A 20331-nucleotide genomic window follows, 5' to 3' on the forward strand; every position below is an offset into this window, starting at 1 on the left:
ACGGCGTGAAGCTGCTGCGCTTGCCCGTGCTGCGTTGGAGAACGGTCCGTAATGCTCATTCACTAGAGTGAACTGCGCTTCCGAACCGTCCTCCGCCTTGCCCGGCCTGCGCTCGCGACGCTTCAAGCCGCTTTTTTGAGGCGAATGACATGAACAAGATCGCGCTCAACTTCGAAGACGGCGTTACCCGCTTCATCGACGCCAGCCCCAGCGAGACCGTGGCCGACGCGGCCTACCGCCAGGGCATCAACATCCCGCTGGATTGCCGTGACGGCGCCTGCGGCACCTGCAAGTGCTTCGCCGAAGCCGGCCGCTACGACCTGGGCCAGGACTACATCGAGGACGCGCTCACCGAGGACGAAGCCGAGCAGGGCTACGTGCTCACCTGCCAGATGCGCGCGCGGAGCGATTGCGTGGTGCGCGTGCCGGCCTCCTCGCAAGTCTGCAAGACCGCCCAGGCCAGTTTCGAGGCCAGCATCAGCGCGGTGCGCCAGCTCTCCGCAAGCACCATCGCGCTGTCGATCAAGGGCGAGTCGCTGAGCAGGCTGGCCTTCCTGCCGGGGCAGTACGTCAACCTGCGGGTGCCGGGCAGCGAACAGAGCCGCGCCTACTCCTTCAGCTCGCTGCAGAAGGACGGCGAGGTCAGCTTCCTGATTCGCAACGTGCCGGGCGGCCTGATGAGCAGCTTCCTCACCGGCCTGGCGAAAGCCGGCGACGCCATGTCCCTGGCCGGCCCGCTGGGCAGCTTCTACCTGCGCGAGATCAAGCGGCCGCTGTTGCTGCTGGCTGGCGGCACGGGGCTGGCGCCCTTCACCGCGATGCTCGAACAGATCGCCGAGCGCGGCAGCGAGCATCCGCTGCACCTGATCTACGGCGTCACCCACGACTTCGACCTGGTGGAGATGGACCGCTTGGAAACCTTCGCCGCGCGCATCCCCAACTTCACCTTCAGCGCCTGTGTCGCCAGCGCGGAAAGCAGCTATCCGCACAAGGGCTACGTCACCCAGCATATCGCGCCGGCGCACCTGAACGACGGTGAGGTGGACGTCTACCTCTGCGGCCCGCCGCCGATGGTCGAGGCGGTCAGCCAGTACATCCGCGAGCATGGCATCACGCCGGCGAATTTCTACTACGAGAAGTTCGCGGCCAGTGCTGCCTGATCCCCGACATCCGATACCGGCGGCTCTTCGTGGGACCGAGGGGGACGCCTAGTCCTTGCTCGCGAACCAAGCCCCGCTACGAAGCGGTTCGCGAGCAAGCTCGCTCCTACAGGAGCTCTGCCCGCCGACGTCATGAGGTCACCATGAAAAGATTCAACAACAAGATCGCCCTGGTCACCGGCGCCGCCCAGGGCATCGGCCGGCGTGTCGCCGAGCGGCTGGTGGAAGAGGGCGCCAGGGTCATCGCCGTGGACCGCTCCGAAATCGTCCACGAACTGCAGGACGCCCTCGGCCAGCATGGCGAAGTGCTTACCCTGACCGCCGACCTGGAGCGTTTCGCCGACTGCCAGGCTGTGGTCGACCAGGCGCTGACGCGCTTCGACCGCCTCGACATCCTCATCAACAACGTCGGCGGCACCATCTGGGCCAAACCCTTCGAGCACTACGCCGAGGACGAAATCGAAGCCGAGGTGCGCCGCTCGCTGTTCCCCACCCTTTGGTGCTGCCGCGCGGCCCTGGTGCCGATGCTGAAGCAGGGCGCGGGCGTCATCGTCAACGTCTCCTCCGTCGCCACCCGTGGCGTGAACCGCGTGCCCTACGGCGCGGCGAAGGGCGGGGTGAACGCGCTGACCGCCTGCCTCGCCTTCGAGACCGCCGAGCGCGGCGTGCGGGTCAACGCCACCGCCCCCGGCGGCACTCAGGCGCCGCCCCGGCGCATCCCGCGCAACGCGGCGCAGCAGAGCGAGCAGGAGAAGCTCTGGTACCGGCAGATCGTCGAGCAGACCGTCGACAGCAGCCTGATGAAGCGCTACGGCAGCATCGACGAACAGGTCGGCGCAGTCCTTTTCCTCGCCTCCGACGAAGCCAGCTACATCACCGGCGTGACCCTGCCGGTGGGCGGCGGCGACCTCGGTTGAAAGCTGCCGCCTGAACGATCGCGCGGGCCACGCCCGTCCTCCAGAAACCCGAACGGAAATACCGCCATGAGCAGTCCCGTCATCGAACGTATCGAGTCGATCATCGTCGACCTGCCGACCATCCGCCCGCACAAGCTGGCCATGCACACCATGCAGCAGCAGACGCTGGTGATCATCCGCCTGCGCTGCTCCGATGGCGTCGAAGGCCTCGGCGAAGCCACCACCATCGGCGGCCTGGCCTACGGCAACGAGAGCCCGGAAAGCATCAAGGCCAACCTCGACGCGCACTTCGCGCCGCTGCTGGCCGGCCAGGACGCCAGCAACATCAATGCCTGCATGCAGCGCCTGGACAAGGCGATCAAGGGCAACACCTTCGCCCGCTCGGCGGTGGAAACCGCGCTGCTGGACGCCCAGGGCAAGCGCCTCGGCCTGCCGGTCAGCGAACTGCTCGGCGGCCGCGTGCGCGACAGTCTCGAAGTGACCTGGACCCTGGCCTCCGGCGACACCGCTCGCGATATCGCCGAAGCCGAGCAGATGCTGGATATCCGCCGTCACCGCATCTTCAAGCTGAAGATCGGCGCCAACCCGCTGGAGCAGGACCTCCGGCACGTGGTGGCGATCAAGCAGGCCCTGGGCGAGCGCGCCAGCGTGCGCGTGGACGTCAACCAGGGCTGGGACGAGTCCCAGGCCATCCGTGGCTGCCAGGTGCTCGGCGAGAACGGCATCGACCTGATCGAACAGCCCATCTCGCGGATCAACCGCAGCGGCCAGGTGCGCCTGAACCAGCGCAGCCCGGCGCCGATCATGGCCGACGAATCCATCGAGAGTGTGGCCGATGCCTTCAGCCTCGCCGCCGACGGCGCCGCCAGCATCTTCGCCCTGAAGATCGCCAAGAACGGCGGCCCGCGCGCCGTGCTTCGCACCGCGCAGATCGCCGAAGCCGCCGGCATCGCGCTCTACGGCGGGACCATGCTCGAAGGCGCGGTCGGCACCCTGGCCTCGGCCCACGCCTTCATCACCCTGGAGAAGCTGACCTGGGCCACCGAGCTGTTCGGCCCGCTGCTGCTCACCGAAGAAATCGTCACCGAGGCGCCGGTCTACCGCGACTTCCAGCTGATGGTGCCGCGCACCCCCGGTATCGGCCTGACCCTCGACGAAGAGCGCCTGAAGCGTTTCGCCCGCCACTAACGGAGGAAAATCTGATGCTGTTCCACGTGAAGATGACCGTGAAATTGCCCGTCGACATGGACCCGGCGAAAGCCGCCCAGCTCAAGGCCGACGAGAAGGAACTGGCCCAGCGCCTGCAGCGCGAGGGCAAGTGGCGCCACCTGTGGCGCATCGCCGGGCACTACGCCAACTACAGCGTGTTCGACCTCGCCAGCGTCGAGGAACTGCACGACACCCTGATGCAACTGCCGCTGTTCCCCTACATGGACATCGAGGTCGACGGGCTCTGCCGCCATCCGTCCTCGATCCACGCTGACGACCGCTGATTTTCGTTCCGTACGACTCGACAAGAACAAGACTTGAGGATCGCATCATGACCGTGAAGATTTCCCAGACTGCCGACATCCAGAAGTTCTTCGAAGAAGCCAGTGGCGCCCTGAATGACCAGGGCAACCCGCGCGTGAAGAACCTCGTCCTGCGCATCCTGCAGGACACCGCGAAACTGATCGAAGACATGAATGTCACGCCCGACGAATTCTGGAAGGCAGTGGACTACCTCAACCGACTTGGCTCCCGTCAGGAGGCCGGCCTGGTCGTTGCCGGCCTGGGCATCGAACACTACCTCGACCTGCTGCTGGACGCCCAGGATGAAGCGGCCGGTATCGGCGGTGGCACTCCGCGCACCATCGAAGGCCCGCTGTACGTGGCCGGCGCACCGCTGTCCGAAGGCGAAGCGCGGATGGACGACGGCAAGGATGCGGGCACCGTGATGTTCCTCTCCGGCCGCGTGTTCGACCCGCAGGGCAAGCCGCTGGCCGGCGCCGTGGTCGACCTCTGGCACGCCAACACCCAGGGCACCTACTCGTACTTCGACAGCACCCAGTCCGAGTTCAACCTGCGCCGGCGCATCGTCACCGACGCCGAAGGGCGCTACCAGGCGCGCAGCATCGTGCCCAGCGGCTACGGCTGTCCGCCGGATGGCCCGACCCAGGAACTGCTCGACCAGCTCGGCCGCCACGGCCAGCGCCCGGCGCACATCCACTTCTTCATCTCCGCGCCGGGCCATCGCCACCTGACCACGCAGATCAACCTGGCCGGCGACCAGTACCTGTGGGACGACTTCGCCTACGCCACCCGTGACGGGCTGATCGGCGAGGTGCGTTTCGTCGAAGACGCGGCCGCCGCCCAGGCGCGCGGTGTGGACGGGCGCTTCGCCGAGATCGAGTTCGACTTCCAGCTTCAGCAGGCGGTTTCCGCCGACGCCGAAGACCGCAGCAGCCGTCCCCGCGCGCTGCAGGAAGCCTGATTCCCGCGCGATGCTGACCCTGTAGGAGCGAGCTTGCTCGCGAACCAAGCTATCCGGCCGCTCCGGTGCTGGGCGGGTTCGCGAGCAAGCTCGCTCCTACGAAAAGCCTGCAACTGACTGCAGCCGCGACGTTCCTGCGCTCGGGCTGTCGTAGGCATGGCCAGCTCCTACAGGGGTAATCCCACGCTCACTTGTAGGAGCGAGCCATGCTCGCGATCCGCGGACAGGGTCCGCGCCCGCATGAACGACCATCTGCACCCCCGCAAGACAGCCGTTAGCCCCCTAAGAGAAGTGTTCGATATTCGCACCAATAGTCGATTATCGCATTGTTCGCCCATCCCCCCGACGGTACTGTTTTCCCATCGGCACCCCCTACACAACGAGACCGACCATGGCTGAACTCCTCACCCTCCGCGAAGCGGTCGAGCGCTTCGTCAACGACGGCGACACCGTCGCGCTCGAAGGCTTCACCCACCTGATCCCGACCGCTGCCTCCCACGAGCTGATCCGCCAGGGCAAGAAAGACCTGCACCTGGTGCGCATGACCCCCGACCTGGTCTACGACCTGCTGATCGGCGCCGGCTGCGTGCGCAAGCTGACCTTCTCCTGGGGCGGCAACCCCGGCGTCGGTTCGCTGCACCGCCTGCGTGACGCGGTTGAGAAGGGCTGGCCGCGCGAGCTTGAGATCGACGAGCACAGCCACGCCGACCTCGCCAACTCCTACGTCGCCGGCGCCTCGGGCCTGCCGTTCGCCGTGCTGCGCGCCTACGCCGGCTCCGACCTGCCGAAGGTCAACCCGAACATCAAGTTCATCGAGTGCCCGTTCACCGGCGAGCAACTGGCTGCCGTGCCGTCGGTGCGCCCGGACGTCACCGTGATCCACGCGCAGAAGGCCGACCGCAAGGGCAACGTGTTGCTGTGGGGCATCCTCGGCGTGCAGAAGGAAGCGGCCCTGGCCGCCAAGCGCTGCATCGTCACCGTCGAGGAGATCGTCGACGACCTCAACGCGCCGATGAACTCCTGCGTGCTGCCGACCTGGGCGCTATCCGCCGTCTGCCTAGTGCCCGGTGGTTCACACCCGTCCTACGCCCACGGCTACTCCGAGCGCGACAACCGCTTCTACCAGGCCTGGGACCCGATCGCCCGCGACCGCGACACCTTCAACGCCTGGATCGATACCTACATCCGTGGCACCGAAGACTTTGCCGCGTTCCAAGCCAAGCTCGCGGAGGCCAAGTAATGAGCGCCTACAGCACCAATGAAATGATGACCGTGGCCGCGGCCCGCCGCCTGAAGAACGGCGCCGTCTGCTTCGTCGGCATCGGCCTGCCGTCCAAGGCCGCCAACCTGGCGCGCCTGACTGCATCGCCCGACGTGGTCCTGATCTACGAATCCGGCCCTATCGGCGCCAAGCCCAGCGTGCTGCCGCTGTCCATCGGCGACGGCGAGCTGGCCGAGACCGCCGACACCGTGGTACCCACCGGCGAGATCTTCCGCTACTGGCTGCAGGGCGGGCGCATCGACGTCGGCTTCCTCGGCGCGGCCCAGGTCGACCGCTTCGGCAACATCAACACCACCGTCATCGGCGACTACCACAAGCCCAAGGTGCGCCTGCCCGGCGCTGGTGGCGCGCCGGAGATCGCCGGTTCCGCCAAGGAAGTGCTGATCATCCTCAAGCAGTCCCACCGCACCTTCATCGACAAGCTGGCCTTCATCACCTCGGTCGGTTTCGGCGAGGGCGGCGACCATCGCCAGCAACTCGGCCTTCCCGGCAAGGGTCCGGTGGCGATCATCACCGACCTGTGCATCATGGAGCCGGAAGCCGGCAGCAACGAATTCATCGTCACCAACCTGCACCCGGGCGTGACCCGCGAGCAGGTGGTCGAGAACACCGGCTGGGCGATCCGCTTCGCCGAGCAGGTGACCGAGACCGTCGCGCCGACCGACGTCGAGCTGGAAGCCCTGCGCGCCCTCGAAGCCCGCACCGCCGCCGCCCACGGCCAGCTGGGAGGTGAGGAATGAGCCGCGAGGTTTTCATCTGCGACGCTGTACGCACGCCCATCGGCCGCTTCGGCGGTTCGCTCGCCGGCGTGCGCGCCGACGATCTTGCCGCCGTGCCGGTGAAGGCGCTGCTGGAACGTAACCCGCAAGTCGACTGGGCCGTGCTGGACGAGGTCTACCTCGGCTGCGCCAACCAGGCCGGCGAGGACAACCGCAACGTCGCGCGCATGGCGCTGCTGCTGGCCGGCCTGCCGGAAAGCGTGCCGGGCGTGACCCTCAACCGCCTCTGCGCCTCGGGCCTGGACGCGGTGGGTACCGCCTTCCGTGCCATCGCCAGCGGCGAGGCCGAGCTGGTCATCGCCGGCGGCGTGGAGTCCATGTCCCGCGCGCCCTACGTGATGGGCAAGGCCGACAGCGCGTTTGGCCGTGGGCAGAAGATCGAGGACACCACCATCGGCTGGCGCTTCATCAACCCGCTGATGAAGGCGCAGTACGGTGTGGATGCCATGCCGCAGACCGCCGACAACGTGGCCGACGATTACCACGTCAACCGCGCCGACCAGGACGCCTTTTCCCTGCGCAGCCAGCAGCGTGCCGGCGTCGCCCAGGCCAACGGCTATTTCGCCGAGGAAATCGTCCCGGTGGTGATCAAGGGCCGCAAGGGCGAGACCGTCGTCGACACCGACGAACACCCGCGCCCGGACACCACCGCCGAAGCGCTGGCCAAGCTCAAGCCGGTCAACGGCGAAGGCAGGACCGTCACTGCCGGCAACGCCTCGGGCGTCAATGACGGCGCCGTCGCGCTGATCCTTGCCAGCGCCGAAGCCGTTAAGAAACATGGCCTGACGCCGCGGGCGAAGGTGCTCGGCATGGCCAGCGCCGGCGTCGCGCCGCGCGTGATGGGCATCGGCCCGGTGCCGGCGGTGCGCAAGCTGCTGGAACGCCTGAACCTGTTGGTCGACCAGTTCGATGTCATCGAGCTGAACGAAGCCTTCGCCGCGCAAGGCCTGGCGGTGACCCGTGATCTGGGTATCGCCGATGACGACGCGCGGGTGAACCCCAACGGCGGCGCCATCGCCCTCGGCCACCCGCTGGGTGCCAGCGGGGCGCGCCTGGTGCTGACCGCTGTGCATCAGCTGCAGAAGTCCGGCGGCAAGCTCGGCCTGTGCACCATGTGCGTGGGCGTAGGGCAGGGCGTCGCTTTGGTGGTCGAGCGCGTGTGATTAGCTCTGGCTCTTCGTAGGAGCGAGCTTGCTCGCGAACAAACCCCGCAGCGGAGGCCGGGTTCGCGAGCAAGCTCGCTCCTACAGAGTCCTCCTCTCCGGTCATACTGTCCGACTACGCCCGCCGATCTCCGGAGCTACCCCCGTGAGCACTAACCTTCTGTTCGACGCCTACTTCACCCAGCCCGCCATGCGCGCGATCTTCAGCGACCACGGACGGGTGCAGAGCATGCTCGACTTCGAGGCCGCATTGGCCCGTGCCGAAGCCCGTGTCGGCGTGATCCCGGCGAGCGCCGTGGCGCCCGTCGCCGCCGCCTGCCGCGCCGAGCTCTATGACTTCGATGCTTTGGCGCAGGCCATCTGCAGCGCCGGCAATTCCGCGATCCCGCTGGTGAAGGCGCTGGGCAAGCGCATCGCCGCCGAGGATGCCGATGCCGAGCGCTATGTCCATCTCGGCGCCACCAGCCAGGATGTCATGGACTCCGGGCTGGTCCTGCAACTGCGCGCCGCCATCGAGTTGCTGGAAAGCGACCTTGCCCGGTTGGCCGATGTCCTCGCCATCCAGGCCAAGGCCCACGCCGGTACGCCGATGGTTGGCCGCACCTGGCTGCAGCACGCCACGCCGGTCACCCTCGGCATGAAGATCGCCGGCTGGCTGGGCGCGATCACCCGCCATCGCCAGCGTCTGAATGAACTCAAGCCGCGCCTGCTGTGCCTGCAATTTGGCGGCGCCTCCGGTAGCCTTGCCGCCCTCGGCGAGCAGGGCTTTGCCGTGGCCGGAGCGCTGGCTGAAGAACTCAATCTGCAACTGCCCGAACAACCCTGGCACACCCAGCGCGACCGCCTGGTGGAGTTCGCCAGCCTGCTCGGCCTGATCGCCGGCAGCCTCGGCAAGCTGGGCCGCGACCTCAGCCTGCTGATGCAGACCGAGGCCGGCGAGGTCTTCGAGCCTTCCGCGCCGGGCAAGGGTGGTTCCTCCACCATGCCGCACAAGCGCAACCCGGTGGGCGCCGCCGTGCTGATTGGCGCGGCGACCCGCGCGCCGGGCCTGGTCTCGACCCTGTTCGCCGCCATGCCCCAGGAACACGAGCGCAGCCTCGGCCTGTGGCACGCCGAATGGGAAAGCCTGCCGGAGCTGTGCTGCCTTGTCTCCGGTGCACTGCAACAGGCACTGAGCCTGGTGCCGGGCCTGGAAGTCGATGCCGAGCGCATGCTGGCGAACCTCGACCTGACCCGTGGCCTGGTGCTCGCCGAAGCCGTGAGCATCGCCCTGGCCCAGCGCATCGGCCGCGATGCCGCGCACCACCTGGTGGAGCAGTGCTGCAAGCAGGCGGTGAGGGAGGGCGCGCACCTGCGCGCGGTGCTCGGCGCCAACGCCGAGGTCGCCGCACAACTGAATGCCGAAGAACTGGATCGCCTGCTCGATCCCGCCCACTACCTGGGCCAGGCGCGCCGCTGGGTCGAGTGCGCGCTGGCCGAACATCTACAAGTTTCGCGATAGGAGCCCTGCATGCCTGCCGTACATCTCGCCGATGGCGACCTGAACTATCAATTGGAAGGCCCGGCCGGCGCGCCGGTGCTGGTGCTGTCCAACTCCCTGGGTACCGACCTGCACATGTGGGACGCGCAGGTCGCCGCCTTCGCCGAACACTTCCGCGTGCTGCGTTATGACACCCGTGGCCACGGCGCTTCGCTGGTCACTCCCGGCCCTTACAGCATCGAGCAGAATGGCCGCGACGTGCTGGCCCTGCTGGACGCGCTGGACATCCCGCGCGCGCATTTCTGCGGTCTGTCCATGGGCGGCCTGATCGGCCAGTGGCTGGCCATCCATGCGCCGGAGCGCCTCTCGCGCCTGGTGCTGTGCAACACCGCCGCCAAGATCGGTACCCCGGACATCTGGAATCCGCGCATCGAGACCGTGCTCAGCGGCGGCGCCGAGGCCATGCGCAACCTGCGCGATGCTTCGATCTCGCGCTGGTTCACCGCTGACTTTGCCGAGGCCGAGCCGGGCAAGGTCGAGCCCATCGTCGGCATGCTGGCGCAGACCTCGCCGGAAGGTTATGCAGCCAACTGCGCGGCCGTGCGTGACGCCGATTTCCGTGGCGAGATCGGTGCGATCAGCGCACCGACCCTGGTGGTCTGCGGCGCCGCCGATCCGGTGACCACCCCCTCGGACGGCCGCTTCCTGCAGGCACACATCCCCGGAGCCGAGCTGGTGGAGTTGCGTGCCGCGCACCTGTCCAACGTGCAGGCCGGCGATGCCTTCAGCCAGCGTGTACTGGACTTCCTGCGCGCCTAACTGCTTTTCGTAGGAGCGAGCTTGCTCGCGAACCTCGCTTCACGCCGGAGCCTCAGGGTGCTGTGCGGTTCGCGAGCAAGCTCGCTCCTACAGGTTCTGATTGGAGTTTGAGATGGACGAGAAAGAACGCTACGAAGCTGGCATGCAGGTGCGCCGCGCGGTGCTGGGCGACGCCCACGTCGACCGCAGCCTGCAGAACCGTACGGACTTCAACGAAGAGTTCCAGGAAATGATCACCCGCCATGCCTGGGGTGACATCTGGACCCGCCCCGGCCTGCCGCGCCACACCCGCAGCCTGATCACCATCGCCATGCTGATCGGCATGAACCGCGAGGGCGAACTGACGCTGCACCTGCGCGCCGCGCGCAACAACGGCGTGACCCGTGAGGAGATCAAGGAAGTCCTGCTGCAGAGCGCGATCTACTGCGGTATCCCGGCCGCCAACGCCACCTTCCACCTCGCCGAGGCGGTATGGGACGAGCTGGGCACCGAGTCGCTGGGCGACGTCTGATCTGTCGGTGTAGGGTTCGCGAGCAAGAACTAGGCGTTCCCCTCGCTCCTACAGGCCTGCGCCAATGCGCTCTTCATAGGAGCGAGCTTGCTCGCGAAGCAGGGCCGGCACGTTGGTGCGGCCCGGAAACGATCGCAGCCGGAGTCCGCTTGTACGAGAGCAAGAGCTCCTAACCCTCTCTCGCACCCGGGAGAGGGGACCGTTCGGTGCAGCGAGCGACCGTGGCGTCAGCCGGCACAATCTGCCCCCTCTCCTGAGGGAGAGGGCTGGGGAGAGAGCGTCGGCACGGCGTTACCTGAGAACCTCAGCTCTCCAACTCCTTCCGATCCCTGAACAACTCCAGCGCCTGCGGGTTGGCCAGCGCATCGGTGTTCTTCACCGGCCTCCCGTGCACCACGTTGCGCACCGCCAGTTCGACGATCTTGCCGCTCAAGGTGCGGGGAATGTCCGCCACCGCGAGAATCTTCGCCGGTACGTGGCGCCGGGTGGTGTTGGCGCGAATGGTCTGGCGGATGCGTTCCTGCAGGGCTTCGTCCAGCTCCACGCCCTCGCGCAGGCGCACGAACAGCACCACCCGCACATCGCCTTGCCATTCCTGGCCGATGGCGATGGATTCCAGTACCTGCTCGATCTTTTCCACCTGGCGGTAGATTTCCGCCGTGCCGATACGTACGCCGCCGGGGTTGAGCACGGCATCCGAGCGGCCGTGGATCACCAGGCCGCCGTGTTCGGTTTCCTCGGCGTAGTCACCGTGGGCCCAGACGCCGGGGAAGGTGGCGAAGTAGGCATCGAGGAACTTCTCGTTGTTCTCGTCGTTCCAGAAGCCCACCGGGATCGACGGGAAGTGCCGTGCGCAGACCAGCTCGCCTTTCTCGCCGCGCACCGGCTTGCCGGCGGCGTCCCAGACTTCCACCGCCATGCCCAGGCCCTTGCACTGCAGCTCGCCGCGCCACACCGGCGCGGTGGGATTGCCCAGGGCGAAGCAGGAGACGATGTCGGTGCCGCCGGAGATCGACGACAGGCAGAGGTCGGGTTTGAGGTCGCGGTAGACGTAGTCGAAGCTCTCGTGGGCCAGCGGCGAGCCGGTGGAGAGGAGCGTCTTCAGGCGCCCCAGTTCGTGGCTCTGGCGTGGCCGCACGTTGGCCTTCTCCAGGGCGGCGATGTACTTGGCGCTGATGCCGAAGATGCTGATGCCCTCGGCATCGACCAGGTCGATCAGCCGCTCCGGGCCGGGGTGGAAGGGCGAGCCATCGTAGAGCACCAGGCTGGCGCCCAGGGCCAGGCCGGAGACCAGCCAGTTCCACATCATCCAGCCGCAGGTGGTGTAGTAGAACAGGGTGTCGTCGCTGCTCAGGTCGGTGTGCAGGCCGTGCTCTTTCAGGTGTTGCAGCAACACGCCGCCGGTGCCGTGGACGATGCACTTGGGCACGCCGGTGGTGCCGGAGGAATAGAGGATGTACAGCGGATGGTCGAAGGGTACCGGGGTGAATACCGGGTCGCCGCCGGGTTGGTAGAAGTCCCGCCAGAGATCGACCCTGGCCAGCGTCAGGTAATCGCCCGGCCGCGCCTCGGGGTGGGCATAGGGGACGATCACCAGCTGTTCCAGGCTGGGCAACTGGGCGAGGATTTCATTGAGCTTGGCGGTCAGGTCCAGGGTCTTGCCGGCGTAGCGGTAGCCGGCGCAGGCGATCAGCACCTTGGGTTCGATCTGGCCGAAGCGGTCGATCACGCCCTGGGTGCCGAAGTCCGGCGAACAGCTCGACCAGGTCGCGCCCAGGCTGGTGGTGGCGAGCATGCCGACCACCGTCTGCCAGGTGTTGGGCATGCAGGCCGCGACGCGATCGCCGACGCCCACCCCGGCGTCGCGCAGGGCCAGTTGCAGGCCGGCGACCTGGGCAGCCAGTTCGGCATGGCTGAGCACTTCGCGCCGTTCGTCCTCGCTGACGGCGATCAGCGCCGGATGATGGTCGCGGCGGCGCAGCAGATGTTCGGCGAAATTCAGTGTGGCGCCGGGGAACCAGTGGGCATCGGGCATTTCCGGGCCTTCTTCGAGCACGGCGCCGGGGGCTTCATGGAACTGCACGCCGAAGGCGTCGACGATGGCCAGCCAGAAAGCCTCGCGCTCGGCGATGCTCCAGGCGTGCAGAGCGGCATAGTCGGGCAGATCGAGCCCATGCTCCTGTGCCACCTTGCGGCGGAAGGCATCCATCCGGGTGGCGGCGACGCGTTCGGGGGAGGGGGTCCACAGCGGGTTCATCTTGGGCGTCCGTCCGGTTTTTCTTATCTAACCAGTGTGGCACGGCCGCGGGGATGTAGGAGGAGCGGAAATCTTTTGTAGGGATAGTGAGCGAGTCCTTGTAGGAGCGAGTTTGCTCGCGAACAAACAAACCCCGCTGCGGGGCGGGTTCGCGAGCAAACTCGCTCCTACAAAGAGCACTCAGCGCCTGGCCAGCCGTGCCTTGGCCACGCGCGAGCCGTTGGGCTTGTCGAGCACCGCGCAGATACGCTGGCCGGCGTCGATCAGCTTGTCCAGGTCGATGCCGGTGTGGATGCCCAGGCCGTTCATCAGGTAGAGCACGTCCTCGGTGGCGACGTTGCCGGTGGCGCCCTTGGCGTAGGGACAGCCGCCAAGCCCGGCGACCGAGCTGTCGAACACGGCGATGCCTTCCAGCAGGCCGGCATAGATGTTCGCCAGGGCCTGGCCGTAGGTATCGTGGAAGTGCCCGGCCAGTTGCGCGCGCGGCACGCGTTGGCCGACGACTTCGAACATCCGGCGGGTGGCCCCGGCGGTGCCGACGCCGATGGTGTCGCCCAGGGAGACTTCGTAGCAGCCCATCGCGTGCAGTTCCTCGGCGACGGCGGCGACCTGCGCCACGTCCACCTCGCCCTGGTAGGGGCAGCCGAGCACGCAGGAGACGTAGCCGCGCACGCGCACGCCGTGCTGGCGGGCCGCTTCCATCACCGGAACGAAGCGTTCCAGGCTCTCCTTGATCGAGCAGTTGATGTTCTTTTGCGAAAAGGCCTCGGAGGCGGCGGCGAAGACCGCGACTTCCTCGACTTTCGACTCCAATGCCGCCTCGAAGCCCTTCAGGTTCGGCGCCAGGGCGGCATAGGTCACGCCGGCTTTCTGTGCGATGCCGGCGAAGACTTCGGCCGAGCCGGCCATCTGCGGCACCCACTTGGGCGAGACGAAGCTGCCGACTTCGATGTAGCTCAGGCCGGCGGCGCTGAGGTCATCCACCAGACGCACCTTGTCGGCGACGGCGATGGGTTGCTTCTCGTTCTGCAGGCCGTCGCGCGGGCCGACTTCGACCAGACGGACGGATGGGGGCAGGGTCATGGAATGTCCTCGTTGAATGGGGGCGAAGGCGCGTTTGCTTTGTGTAGGAGCGAGCTTGCTCGCGAACGCATTACACCCGAAGTAACCGGAGTGAAGCGGGTTCGCGAGCAAGCTCGCTCCTACGAAAGCCGGCATCAGGCCGACGCCTCTTCCAGCTCCACCAGCGCCGTACCTTCCGACACCAGTTCGCCTTCGCTGCAATACAGCGATTTCACCACGCCAGCGTGCGGCGCGCGAATGCTGTGTTCCATCTTCATGGCTTCGAGCACCACCAGTGCGGCGCCGGCTTCGACGTTCTGGCCGGGTTCGACCAGGATGCGCACGATGCTGCCGTTCATCGGTGCGCCCAGGCCGCCCTGGTGCGAATGCGCGGCTTCCGCCTCGGCGATGGGGTCGAAGCGCTGCACGCTGACCAGCTCGCCGTTCCATTCCAGGTAGAGGCTGTCGCCACGGCGGATCACCTGATGACGGCGGCGGATGTCGCCGTCCTTCACGTCCAGCCAATGACCGTCGAGCTTGGCGATACGCTGGCCATCGGCATGGCGCAGGCGCACCACGTGGGACTCGCCCTTGGCCAGCAGGTGGAGGTCGGTTTCCCCCGGCAGGCCACTGCGCCAGCCGCTCTGGGCGGACCACGGCGAATGGGCATCGTCGCCACGCACACGGGCGGCTTCGCTCTGCACCCAGGCTTCGGCGGCGAGCTGCCAGAAGCGCTCCGGCAGGGCGGTGGCGGCGGGCAGCAGGGCATCCTGGTAGCGGCCGATGAAGCCGGTATCCAGCTCGCCCTCGGCGAAGGCCGGGTGGGCCAGCACGCGGCGCAGGAACGCCAGGTTGGTCTTGAAGCCGCCGACGGCGGTTTCGCCGAGCATCGACAGCAGGCGCTGGCGCGCTTCCTCGCGGTTCTCGCCCCAGGCGATCAGCTTGGCCAGCATCGGGTCGTAGAACGGCGAGATGTCGTCGCCCTCGCGGATGCCGCTGTCCACCCGGCGGCCGGGGCCGGCGGCGGGTTCGCGGTACAGCGCGAGGTGGCCGCTGGCGGGGAGGAAGCCGCCTTCGGGGTCTTCGGCGTAGAGGCGCACTTCGATGGCGTGGCCGATCAGCGGCACCTGCTGCTGAGTCAGCGGCAGCGGCTCGCCACGGGCGATGCGGATCTGCCAGGCGACCAGGTCGAGGCCGGTGATGGCTTCGGTGACCGGGTGCTCCACCTGCAGGCGGGTGTTCATTTCCATGAAGAAGAACTGGCCGCTGCCTTCGTCGTAGAGGAACTCCACGGTGCCGGCGCCGACGTAGCCGATGGCCTGTGCGGCGCGCACGGCGGCCTCGCCCATGCCCTGGCGCAGTTCCAGGGAGAGGCCCGGAGCCGGCGCTTCTTCGACCACTTTCTGGTGACGACGCTGGATCGAGCAGTCGCGTTCGTTTAGGTACAGGCAGTTGCCGTGCTGGTCGGCGAACACCTGGATTTCCACATGGCGCGGCTTGGTCAGGTATTTCTCCACCAGCATGCGCGAGTCGCCGAAACCGGACTGCGCTTCACGCTGGGCGGACTCCAGCGCCTCGGCCAGTTCGGCCTCGCGCTCGACCACCTTCATGCCCTTGCCGCCACCGCCGGCGGCGGCCTTGAGCAGCACCGGGTAGCCGATTCGCTGCGCCTCGCGCTGGAAGGTCGCATAGTCCTGCGCCTCGCCGTGGTAGCCGGGCACCAGTGGCACGCCGGCGGTTTCCATCAGGGCCTTGGCGGCAGACTTGCTGCCCATGGCGTCGATGGCGCTGGCGGGCGGGCCGAGGAAGACCAGCCCGGCCTCTTCGCAGGCGCGGGCGAAGCCGGCGTTCTCCGAGAGGAAACCATAGCCGGGGTGGATGGCCTGGGCGCCGGCAGCTTTCGCAGCGGCCAGCACGGCGTCCGCGCGCAGGTAGCTTTCAGCCGGCTTGGCGCCGCCCAGGTCGATGGCGATGTCCGCTTCCTCGACGTGGCGGGCGTTGCGGTCGGTGGCGCTGTGCACGGCCACGGTGGTCAGGCCCAGGGCCTTGGCGGTGCGCATCACGCGGCAGGCGATCTCGCCGCGGTTGGCCACCAGCAGGGTATCGATCTTCTTCATCAGACTTGCTCCTGCCAGGCCGGTTTGCGTTTTTCCAGGAAGGCGCGCAGGCCTTCCTGCCCCTCGGGGCTGATGCGGATACGGGCGATGGCCGCTTCGGTGTAGCGGCGCAGTTCGGGCTTGAGCTCGCCGGCGCCGATTTCGTGGAACAGCGCCTTGCAGGCCACCAGCGCCGCCGGGCTGTTGTTCAGCAGGTTGGCGATCCAGGCGTCGGCTTTCTCGTCCAGTTCGGCGGCCGGGTAGTGCTCGTCCACCAGGCCCAGCTCGCGGGCGCGGATGCCGTTGAAGCGCTCGGCGGTCATGGCGTAGCGGGTGGCGGCGCGCTGGCCGATGGCCTTGGTGACGAACGGGCCGATGGTGGCGGGGATCAGGCCGATGCGCACTTCGGACAGGCAGAACTGCGCGTCCTCGGCGGCCAGCGCCATGTCGCAGCAGGCCACCAGCCCGACGCCGCCGCCGAAGGCCGCGCCCTGGACGATAGCGAGGGTCGGTTTCTTCAACTGGTGCAGGTTGTAGAGCAGTTCGGCGAGCTGCTGGGCGTCGGCCAGGTTGCCCTGGTAGTCCAGTTGCACGGAATCCTGCATCCACGCCAGGTCCGCGCCGCCGCAGAAGTGCCGGCCACGGCCGCGCAGCACCACGAGGCGCACGCGCTCGTCGCTGGCCACGGCGTCCAGCGCCTGGATCAGCTCGGCAATGGTCCGGGCGTTGAATGCGTTGTTCTTTTCCGGGCGGTTCAGCCACAGGCTGGCGACGCCGCGAGGGTCAATGTCTAGCTCGATGTTCTGGAAGTCGGTCATGGCAGCGGCCTTACATGCGGAAGACGCCGAAGCGCGTGGCTTCGACAGGCGCGTTGAGCGAGGCGGAGAGGGCCAGGCCGAGCACGTCGCGGGTCTGTGCCGGGTCGATGACGCCGTCGTCCCACAGGCGCGCGCTGGAGTAGTAGGGGTGACCCTGGCGCTCGTACTGTTCGAGGATCGGCGCCTTGATCTTCGCCTCGTCCTCGGCGGACAGCGCAGAGCCTGCGCGTTCGGCCTGCTCGCGCTTGACCTGGGCCAGCACGCCGGCGGCCTGTTCGCCACCCATCACGCCGATCCGCGCGTTGGGCCACATCCACAGGAAGCGCGGGTCGTAGGCGCGGCCGCACATGCCGTAGTTACCGGCGCCGAAGCTGCCACCGATGATCACGGTGAACTTCGGCACCTGGGCGCAGGCCACGGCGGTGACCAGCTTGGCGCCGTGCTTGGCGATGCCGCCGGCCTCGTACTTCTGGCCGACCATGAAGCCGGTGATGTTCTGCAGGAATACCAGCGGGATGCCGCGCTGGCAGGCCAGTTCGATGAAGTGCGCGCCTTTCTGCGCGGCCTCGGCGAAGAGAATGCCGTTGTTGGCGAGGATCGCCACCGGGTAGCCGTGCAGGTGGGCGAAGCCGCACACCAGGGTGGTGCCGAACAGCGCCTTGAACTCATCGAATTCGCTGCCGTCGACCAGCCGCGCGATGATCTCGCGCACGTCGAAGGGCTGCTTGCTGTCCACCGGGATCACCCCGTACAGCTCGTCGCTGGCGTACAACGGGGCGCGAGGGACGCGGGTGTTGAGCTGGCCCTGCTTGGTCCAGTTGAGATTGGCGATGCAGCGGCGGGCGATGGCCAGCGCGTGCTCGTCGTCCTCGGCGTAATGGTCGGCCACGCCGGAGGTCTTGCAGTGCACGTCGGCGCCGCCCAGGTCCTCGGCGCTCACCACTTCACCGGTGGCGGCCTTCACCAGCGGCGGGCCGGCGAGGAAGATGGTGGCCTGGTTGCGCACCATGATGGTCTCGTCGCTCATCGCCGGCACGTAGGCGCCGCCGGCGGTGCAGGAGCCCATCACCACGGCGATCTGCGGGATGCCCTGGGCGCTCATGTTGGCCTGGTTGAAGAATATGCGGCCGAAGTGCTCGCGGTCGGGGAACACCTCGTCCTGGCGCGGCAGGTTGGCGCCGCCCGAGTCCACCAGGTAGATGCACGGCAGGCGGTTCTGCTGGGCGATGGTCTGGGCGCGCAGGTGTTTCTTCACGGTCAGCGGGTAGTAGCTGCCGCCTTTCACCGTGGCGTCGTTGCCGACGATCATGCATTCCACGCCTTCCACGCGGCCGATGCCGGCGACCACGCCGGCGGCGGCGACGTCTTCGCCATACACCTCATGGGCGGCGAGGGCGGAGACTTCGAGGAAGGGCGAGCCGGCGTCGAGCAGGCGGTTGATGCGCTCGCGCACCAGCAGCTTGCCGCGCGCGGTGTGCTTGGCCTGGGCGGCGGCGCCGCCGCCTTCGTGGACGCGGCCGAGAACGGCGCGCAGGTCCTGGACGTTCTCCAGCATGGTCGCGGCGTTGGCGGCGTATTCCGGGGAACGAGTGTTGAGTTGGGTGCCGAGGATGGTCATGGCGTCTCCACGAGCTGGGATTCTTTTTGTAGGAGCGAGCTTGCTCGCGAAGCTCTGCGTGATGCGGTTCGCGAGCAAGCTCGCTCCTACAAGGGCAAGGGCGTCAGTGTTCAGCGGGTCTCGTTGAACAGCTCGCGGCCGATCAGCATGCGGCGGATTTCGCTGGTGCCGGCGCCGATCTCGTAGAGCTTGGCGTCGCGCAGCAGGCGGCCGGTGGGGAACTCGTTGATGTAGCCGTTGCCGCCGAGGATCTGGATGGCGTCGAGGGCCATCTGGGTGGCGCGCTCGGCGGTGTAGAGGATCACCCCGGCGGCGTCCTTGCGGGTGGTCTCGCCACGGTCGCAGGCCTGGGCCACCGCATACAGATAGGCGCGGCTGGCGTTGAGCTGGGTGTACATGTCGGCGACCTTGCCCTGGATCAGCTGGAACTCGCCGATGCTCTGGCCGAACTGCTTGCGGTCGTGGATGTAGGGGACGATCACGTCCATGCAAGCCTGCATGATGCCGATCGGGCCACCGGCGAGGACGACGCGCTCGTAGTCCAGGCCGCTCATCAGCACCTTCACGCCGCCGTTGACCGCGCCCAGCACGTTCTCTTCCGGCACTTCCACGTCATCGAAGAACAGCTCGCAGGTGTTCGAGCCGCGCATGCCCAGCTTGTCGAACTTGCTGCCGCGGCTGAAGCCTTTCCAGTCGCGCTCGACGATGAACGCGGTGATGCCGTGGGCGCCTTTCTCCGGCTCGGTCTTGGCGTAGATCACGTAGGTGTTGGCGTCCGGGCCGTTGGTGATCCAGGTCTTGCTGCCGTTGAGGACGAAGCGGTCGCCGCGCTTCTCGGCGCGCAGCTTCATCGACACCACGTCGGAGCCGGCGTTGGGTTCGCTCATGGCCAGGGCGCCGATGTGCTCGCCGCTGATCAGCTTGGGCAGGTACTTGGCCTTCTGGGAGGCCGAGCCGTTGCGCTTGATCTGGTTGACGCACAGGTTGGAGTGCGCGCCGTAGGACAGGCCGACCGAAGCCGAGCCACGGCTGATTTCCTCGATGGCGATGACGTGGGCCAGGTAGCCCATGTTGGCGCCGCCGTATTCCTCCGCGACGGTGATGCCGAGCAGGCCCATGTCGCCGAACTTCTTCCACATGTCCATGGGGAACAGGTTGTCGGCGTCGATCTGCGCGGCGCGCGGGGCGAGTTCGCTGGCGACGAAGCCCTGCACCTGCTCGCGCAGCATGTCGATGGTTTCGCCGAGGCCGAAATTGAGGGAGGGGTAGCTCATGGGGTCACCTGTTGTACTTGTAATGGAGATGAAGGGGAGCGGGCAGGGCGGCGATCAGCTCGGCACGCGCTGCTTGCGGGGTTTGTCGGTCTCGGCCATGGCCGCCAGGCAGCGCTCCTCGGCCGTGTCCAGTTCCAGTTTCATCTGCTCGATGTCGAGCAACTGCTGTTCCAGCTGCGCGCGGCGCGCGGTGATCTTGCCGAGGAAGGTCTGCAACTGCTTGGTGTTGCCGCTGCTGGGGTCGTAGAGGTCGATCAGCTCCTTGCACTCGGCCAGCGAGAAGCCGATGCGCTTGCCGCGCAGGATCAGCTTCAGGGCGACCAGGTCCTTTGGGCTGTAGACGCGCTCCTGGCCACGGCGCTCGGGGCTGAGCATGCCCTGTTCCTCGTAGAAGCGGATGGCGCGGGTGGTGACGTCCAGTTCGCGGGCCAGCTCGGAGATGGTGTAGGTCGTGGGCATGGGAATGTTCTTGCTCGGTCGTTTACCTTTACGTTAACGTAAACCTGCCTTGGGTCACTGTCAATACAACTCGAAGGCGGCGCGAAAGGGAGTGGCATGGGGTGGTGGAGTAGCGGAGTGGCGCGAGAATTGCCTCTCGCCTGGAGCTAATCTTTCCTACCAG

18 protein-coding genes are annotated in these 20331 nt (G+C 67.3%); 11 read left to right on the forward strand and 7 right to left on the reverse strand.

Annotation, left to right across the window (positions count from 1 at the left end):
- Nucleotides 1-149: 149 nt before the first annotated feature.
- The 11 genes from benC (at nucleotide 150) to pcaC (ending at nucleotide 10584) form a co-directional block, all read left to right on the forward strand.
- Nucleotides 150-1160 carry a benzoate 1,2-dioxygenase electron transfer component BenC gene (benC, locus tag ACYCAX_RS07110; RefSeq protein WP_294980441.1) on the forward strand — a complete coding sequence of 337 codons (1011 nt, stop codon included), beginning with the start codon at nucleotides 150-152 and terminating at the stop codon, nucleotides 1158-1160.
- 143 nt (nucleotides 1161-1303) lie between these two features.
- Nucleotides 1304-2077 carry a 1,6-dihydroxycyclohexa-2,4-diene-1-carboxylate dehydrogenase gene (locus ACYCAX_RS07115; protein WP_294980444.1) on the forward strand — a complete coding sequence of 258 codons (774 nt, stop codon included), beginning with the start codon at nucleotides 1304-1306 and terminating at the stop codon, nucleotides 2075-2077.
- Nucleotides 2078-2143: 66 nt separating this feature from the next.
- Nucleotides 2144-3265 (forward strand): muconate cycloisomerase family protein, encoded by a 1122-nt coding sequence (locus ACYCAX_RS07120; RefSeq protein WP_460247685.1) that lies wholly within the window; start codon nucleotides 2144-2146, stop codon nucleotides 3263-3265.
- 14 nt (nucleotides 3266-3279) lie between these two features.
- A complete protein-coding gene (gene catC / locus ACYCAX_RS07125; protein ID WP_015477003.1) occupies nucleotides 3280-3570 on the forward strand; it encodes a muconolactone Delta-isomerase in 291 nt (96 codons plus the stop codon).
- 47 nt (nucleotides 3571-3617) lie between these two features.
- Complete coding sequence (gene catA / locus ACYCAX_RS07130; RefSeq protein WP_460247686.1) at nucleotides 3618-4550, forward strand: catechol 1,2-dioxygenase; 933 nt, start codon at nucleotides 3618-3620, stop codon at nucleotides 4548-4550.
- Between the two features lie 391 nt (nucleotides 4551-4941).
- On the forward strand, nucleotides 4942-5790 hold the full coding sequence (locus tag ACYCAX_RS07135; protein ID WP_460247687.1) for a CoA transferase subunit A: 849 nt from the start codon (nucleotides 4942-4944) through the stop codon (nucleotides 5788-5790).
- Entirely contained in the window at nucleotides 5790-6572 is a 783-nt protein-coding gene (locus ACYCAX_RS07140) for a CoA-transferase subunit beta (RefSeq protein ID WP_460247688.1), read from the forward strand. The genes ACYCAX_RS07135 and ACYCAX_RS07140 overlap by 1 nt, the downstream gene beginning before the upstream one ends.
- Nucleotides 6569-7774 (forward strand): 3-oxoadipyl-CoA thiolase, encoded by a 1206-nt coding sequence (gene pcaF, locus ACYCAX_RS07145; RefSeq protein ID WP_460247689.1) that lies wholly within the window; start codon nucleotides 6569-6571, stop codon nucleotides 7772-7774. Before ACYCAX_RS07140 ends, pcaF begins: the two co-directional genes overlap by 4 nt.
- Nucleotides 7775-7919: 145 nt before the next feature.
- Nucleotides 7920-9275, forward strand: a complete 1356-nt coding sequence (locus ACYCAX_RS07150) for a 3-carboxy-cis,cis-muconate cycloisomerase (protein WP_460247690.1) — start codon at nucleotides 7920-7922, stop codon at nucleotides 9273-9275.
- A 9-nt stretch (nucleotides 9276-9284) separates the two neighbouring features.
- Nucleotides 9285-10073 (forward strand): 3-oxoadipate enol-lactonase, encoded by a 789-nt coding sequence (pcaD, locus tag ACYCAX_RS07155; protein ID WP_460247691.1) that lies wholly within the window; start codon nucleotides 9285-9287, stop codon nucleotides 10071-10073.
- Nucleotides 10074-10185: 112 nt separating this feature from the next.
- Nucleotides 10186-10584 (forward strand): 4-carboxymuconolactone decarboxylase, encoded by a 399-nt coding sequence (gene pcaC / locus ACYCAX_RS07160; RefSeq protein ID WP_460247692.1) that lies wholly within the window; start codon nucleotides 10186-10188, stop codon nucleotides 10582-10584.
- A 304-nt stretch (nucleotides 10585-10888) separates the two neighbouring features.
- Here pcaC and ACYCAX_RS07165 read toward each other — a convergent pair whose 3' ends face one another.
- The 7 genes from ACYCAX_RS07165 to ACYCAX_RS07195 all read right to left on the reverse strand — a co-directional run bounded on the left by ACYCAX_RS07165 (nucleotide 10889) and on the right by ACYCAX_RS07195 (nucleotide 20168).
- Complete coding sequence (locus tag ACYCAX_RS07165; RefSeq protein WP_460247693.1) at nucleotides 10889-12841, reverse strand: acetoacetate--CoA ligase; 1953 nt, start codon at nucleotides 12839-12841, stop codon at nucleotides 10889-10891.
- A gap of 180 nt (nucleotides 12842-13021) precedes the next feature.
- Nucleotides 13022-13924 (reverse strand): hydroxymethylglutaryl-CoA lyase, encoded by a 903-nt coding sequence (locus ACYCAX_RS07170; RefSeq protein WP_015477012.1) that lies wholly within the window; start codon nucleotides 13922-13924, stop codon nucleotides 13022-13024.
- A gap of 134 nt (nucleotides 13925-14058) precedes the next feature.
- Entirely contained in the window at nucleotides 14059-16020 is a 1962-nt protein-coding gene (locus tag ACYCAX_RS07175) for an acetyl/propionyl/methylcrotonyl-CoA carboxylase subunit alpha (protein WP_015477013.1), read from the reverse strand.
- Nucleotides 16020-16817 (reverse strand): gamma-carboxygeranoyl-CoA hydratase, encoded by a 798-nt coding sequence (locus ACYCAX_RS07180; protein ID WP_460247694.1) that lies wholly within the window; start codon nucleotides 16815-16817, stop codon nucleotides 16020-16022. Before ACYCAX_RS07180 ends, ACYCAX_RS07175 begins: the two co-directional genes overlap by 1 nt.
- A 10-nt stretch (nucleotides 16818-16827) precedes the next feature.
- Nucleotides 16828-18435, reverse strand: a complete 1608-nt coding sequence (locus tag ACYCAX_RS07185; protein ID WP_460247695.1) for a carboxyl transferase domain-containing protein — start codon at nucleotides 18433-18435, stop codon at nucleotides 16828-16830.
- 110 nt (nucleotides 18436-18545) lie between these two features.
- Nucleotides 18546-19709, reverse strand: a complete 1164-nt coding sequence (locus tag ACYCAX_RS07190; protein ID WP_015477016.1) for an isovaleryl-CoA dehydrogenase — start codon at nucleotides 19707-19709, stop codon at nucleotides 18546-18548.
- Nucleotides 19710-19763: 54 nt separating this feature from the next.
- Nucleotides 19764-20168 carry a MerR family transcriptional regulator gene (locus tag ACYCAX_RS07195; protein WP_460247696.1) on the reverse strand — a complete coding sequence of 135 codons (405 nt, stop codon included), beginning with the start codon at nucleotides 20166-20168 and terminating at the stop codon, nucleotides 19764-19766.
- Between the last annotated feature and the right edge of the window lie 163 nt (nucleotides 20169-20331).

The sequence above is a fragment of the Pseudomonas sp. MT3 genome, from assembly GCF_054720805.1.